The organism is Ferruginibacter sp. (assembly GCF_031430955.1).
In the GTDB taxonomy this organism is placed as follows: Bacteria; Bacteroidota; Bacteroidia; order Chitinophagales; family Chitinophagaceae; genus Ferruginibacter.
In genome coordinates this window covers 1-3,713 of record NZ_JANPCM010000390.1, presented here as the reverse complement: position 1 = coordinate 3,713, position 3,713 = coordinate 1, and the positions used below count along the sequence as shown (strand labels likewise).

The 3,713-nt window shown below is 35.3% G+C and carries 6 protein-coding genes; all 6 read left to right on the top strand.

The genetic code is table 11. The features are described from left to right. Positions 1-937 (top strand): NADH-quinone oxidoreductase subunit NuoH (gene nuoH, locus ACY65O_RS11070; protein WP_462220922.1); only part of this gene is annotated, 937 nt, incomplete at its 5' end. Positions 938-968: 31 nt separating this feature from the next. Beyond that, positions 969-1,523: an NADH-quinone oxidoreductase subunit NuoI gene (nuoI, locus tag ACY65O_RS11065; protein WP_462220921.1), complete on the top strand. Its 555-nt coding sequence runs from the start codon at positions 969-971 to the stop codon at positions 1,521-1,523. 91 nt (positions 1,524-1,614) lie between these two features. Then, positions 1,615-2,118: an NADH-quinone oxidoreductase subunit J family protein gene (locus ACY65O_RS11060; RefSeq protein ID WP_462220920.1), complete on the top strand. Its 504-nt coding sequence runs from the start codon at positions 1,615-1,617 to the stop codon at positions 2,116-2,118. 26 nt (positions 2,119-2,144) lie between these two features. Further along, positions 2,145-2,672, top strand: coding sequence for a hypothetical protein (locus ACY65O_RS11055; RefSeq protein ID WP_462220919.1), 528 nt, complete (start codon positions 2,145-2,147; stop codon positions 2,670-2,672). Between the two features lie 74 nt (positions 2,673-2,746). Further along, positions 2,747-3,079 (top strand): NADH-quinone oxidoreductase subunit NuoK, encoded by a 333-nt coding sequence (gene nuoK, locus ACY65O_RS11050; RefSeq protein ID WP_462220918.1) that lies wholly within the window; start codon positions 2,747-2,749, stop codon positions 3,077-3,079. Between the two features lie 131 nt (positions 3,080-3,210). Beyond that, a partial coding sequence (locus ACY65O_RS11045; protein ID WP_462220917.1) for a proton-conducting transporter transmembrane domain-containing protein occupies positions 3,211-3,713 on the top strand: 503 nt, incomplete at its 3' end.

The window sequence follows — 3,713 nt, the reverse complement described above, 5'->3', positions numbered from 1 at the left end:
GGCTATTTTGCAGGACAGGAGAGGCCCCAACCGTGCCGGCCCGTTTGGCTTACTGCAACCCTTAGCCGATGGTTTAAAATTATTTTTTAAAGAAGAGATCATTCCAAATTTTTCTTCTAAATTTTTATTTATTCTTGGCCCGTCAATGGCAATGCTCACTGCAATTATGACGAGTGCAGTAATTCCGTGGGGCGATAAAGTACATTTTTTCGACAGGGATATTTCTTTACAAATTGCCAATGTAGATGTAGGCATCCTGTATGTTTTTGGAGTATTAAGTTTAGGCGTGTATGGTATAATGATTGGCAGCTGGGCAAGTAATAATAAATTTTCTTTAATGGGAGGTTTAAGGGCTGCCTCTCAAATCATCAGTTACGAATTGGCCATGGGTATTTCGTTAATTGCATTGATATTGATAACAGGCGACCTGAGCCTTAAAGAAATTGTTTTGCAGCAGCAAACCGGTAACTGGTGGAATGTGGCTTATCAACCTTTGGGTTTTTTAATATTTTTAATTTGTGCTTTTGCAGAATGTAACCGCACACCTTTTGATTTGCCCGAAGCAGAAAATGAATTGATCGGCGGTTATCATACGGAATATTCTTCCATGAAACTGGGCTTTTATTTATTTGCAGAGTATATCAACATGTTTATCAGCAGTGCTATAATGGCTACATTATTTTTTGGTGGCTACGATATACCTTTTGTAAATGAACAAAATTTACAAAACAGTATTGGGCAATGGGCTGTGATGTTGCAGGTGCTTTGTTTCTTAATTAAAATTGCAGCTTTTTTATTTTTATTTATGTGGGTACGGTGGACGATACCACGTTTTCGTTACGATCAGTTAATGAACCTCGGCTGGAAGATATTGATACCAATTGCTTTGGTAAATATGCTGGCAACCGGGGGGATACTTTTATTTTTGAACAAATAATTTTAAATAAACCTTAAAAGGTTTTACATATATGCAGGCATTAACAAACAGGGTAAAACAGGTAGAAAGAAAACCAATGAGTTTTTTTGAAAGGATGTATCTGCCTGCAATTTTTAAAGGAATGATCATAACTTTCATGCACATCTTTAAAAAGAAACCTACAATAAATTATCCCGAAGTAAAACGTCCCTTTAGTCCTGTTTTCCGTGGCTTGCATGTTTTAAACAGGGATGAAGCAGGAAGAGAAAATTGTACGGCCTGCGGCTTATGTGCAGTAGCCTGCCCGGCGGAAGCGATTACTATGGAAGCTGCAGAAAGAAAAGCCGGTGAAGAAAATTTATACAGAGAAGAAAAATATGCGGCTAAGTACGAAATAAATATGCTGCGTTGTATTTTTTGCGGCTTGTGCGAAGAGGCTTGCCCGAAAGATGCGATTTATTTAAGCGAAACATTTGCACCAGCTGATTATCAGCGCAAGCAATTTATTTACAATAAAGATGAATTATTAATACCTCACCCCATTGAAAATCCTGATGCCTATACAAAAGCCCTTGGCAACAGGGTAAAACCTGAGGTGAAAAGTTGAGTAAAGTTGAATGATTGAAAATAGTTGAGTTGGGTAACTTCACTTTTAATCAACAAACAACTGCGTTCAACAGTATTAAAATAAAATAACAATGAGCATAACACAAATAGTATTCTGGTTTTTAGCGGTATTGGCAATTGGCAGTGCCTTAATGGTTATTACCCGAAAAAATCCTGTGCATAGTGTATTGTACCTTGTGGTAACATTCTTTGCAATATCGGGTCATTATATTTTATTGAATGCACAATTTTTAGCTATCGTAAACATTATTGTTTATGCCGGTGCTATTATGGTATTATTTTTATTTGTGGTAATGATGATGAATTTAAATTTGAATGCAGAGCCGCAAAAAAATAAACTGATGCAGTTTGCAGGGGTGGTTTCGGGAGGAAGTTTGTTTTTAGTACTGATGGCGGCATTGGTAAAATCTACCACAGTTAATAGTGCAGTACAAATGCAAACCGGCGATTACGGCTTAATAAAAAACCTTGGCCAGGTTTTGTTCAGAGATTATGTACTGCCGTTTGAAATAAGCAGTATTTTATTTTTAAGTGCTATGGTAGGTGCTGTGGTAATGAGTAAAAAAGAACAGTAGTATTTTATCAGTATAAAATAAATGGAATGAAAAAAATAGTGGTTGTATGTTTTATCTTTTGTGTAGCTGCAGGCAATGCATCGGCACAAATAGATTTTAATAATTTAAACCTTGATAAAATATTAGGCAAAGTATTAAATGTACAGCGTGGCTTTGCACCAAAATTTTCTTTAGGAAAAATTTCTATTCCTAAAGTGGCTAAAGTTGCAGAAATTATCGGACTGAAAAAAAGTGAGCAGGCAATTAAGTTATTCAATACTTTCCGGACAGGAAGAACTATTTATAAGGTAGCTGCTTATGCCGGTACTGTCATTGCAGCATACAGCGCTATAAAAGCTATCGACAAGGCGGCTGTTAAAGAAGATTATCAAAAACCATTGATTGGTGCTTTAAGTAGTATTGCTTCGGGCCTGGTGGTAAAATTTTTAACCAAAGGTGCATCTTACAAAGCAGTAGATGTTTTTAACGGTGTGGTGAAAAAGAAAATAAAAGATATTTTTTCAATAGCTCCTGCATCATCAACATTGGGCATGGGGTTATATGTTAAATTATAAATTAAAAATATTGAATCAGCAGTAAAAAATAATCTTCTCCTTTCCCCCCTTCAGGGGATAGGGGCTTCTTATTTATGGAAATTAAATATTACATAGGTTTAGCAGTTGCCTTATTCTGTATTGGTATTATAGGCGTATTAACCCGACGCAATGCCATCATTATTTTTATGTGTATAGAAGTAATGCTTAATGCAGTGAATTTGCTGTTAGTAGCATTTTCTAAAATGCATGCTGCCGCTGCAATTGGTACATCATCACCATCAGTGGTTAGCGATGCACAAATTTTTGTATTTTTTATAATGGTAGTGGCAGCTGCAGAGGTAGCGGTAGGATTAGCTATTATTGTAATGATGTATCGCAATGTACACTCGGTAGATGTAAATTTTTTAAACAGGTTAAAGAACTAATAAGCCCTCTCTCCGCCTTTTGGCGGAGAGAAAGGCAAGAACTTTAAAATTTGAAATATTTTTTTAACAAGAGCCTGATTTTTTTACAAATTTTCAGACTTCAAAAATCCCCCTTTAGGGGATAGGGGCTTATGAACAACGTTTTACAAATAGTTTGGCTGATACCTTTTTTACCATTAATCGGTTTTTTAATTAATGGTTTGGGAAGAAAGCATTTATCAAAAACACTGGCAGGTGTTATCGGCAGCGGTGTAATTTTAATTTCTTTTATTGTAAGTGTTTGGGTTTTCTTCAATGTAAAAAACGGCAACACACATGTCGCTCATTATTTCGATTTTATAAACGCAGCATCACTTAAAATTGGTTTCGATTTTCAAATTGATCAATTATCCTCACTTTTCTTATTAATAATTACCGGTGTTGGTTTTTTAATTCATGTGTATTCTACTTCTTACATGCATGATGAAGAACCCAAAGATTTTGCAAAATATTTTGCTTACTTAAATCTTTTTGTTTTTTCAATGTTGCTTTTGGTAATGGGCGCCAACTATGTAATTATGTTTATTGGCTGGGAAGGAGTGGGGCTTTGTTCTTATTTATTAATTGGCTTTTGGTTTAAAAATAATAATTACAA